This is a genomic window from Vogesella mureinivorans (assembly GCF_007644035.1).
Classification (GTDB): Bacteria; Pseudomonadota; Gammaproteobacteria; order Burkholderiales; family Chromobacteriaceae; genus Vogesella; species Vogesella mureinivorans.
In genome coordinates this window covers 1-279 of sequence record NZ_VMTV02000009.1, presented here as the reverse complement: position 1 = coordinate 279, position 279 = coordinate 1, and the positions used below count along the sequence as shown (strand labels likewise).

Annotated in this window: 1 protein-coding gene; it reads left to right on the top strand. The window is 67.7% G+C overall.

All coding sequences use genetic code 11. From position 1 onward, the window contains the following. Window positions 1-279 (top strand): alpha/beta hydrolase family protein (locus tag FLQ44_RS00400; protein ID WP_147692578.1); only part of this gene is annotated, 279 nt, incomplete at both ends.

Sequence of the window (279 nt, the reverse complement as noted above, 5' to 3'; positions counted from 1 at the left end):
CTGATCAAGCCGGCCGGCTTTGACCCCGGCAAACGCTACCCGGCGGTGGTACTGGTCTACGGCGGCCCGGCGGCGCAGACGGTCAAGCGCACCTGGCAGGTCGACTACAACCATTACCTGGCCCAGCAGGGCTATGTGGTGTTCTCGCTGGACAACCGCGGCACGCCGCGCCGCGGAGCGAAGTTCGGCGGCGCGCTGTACGGCAAACAGGGCACGGTGGAAGTTGATGACCAGCGCCGCGGCGTCGCCTTCCTGCGAGATCTGCCGTTCGTCGATGGC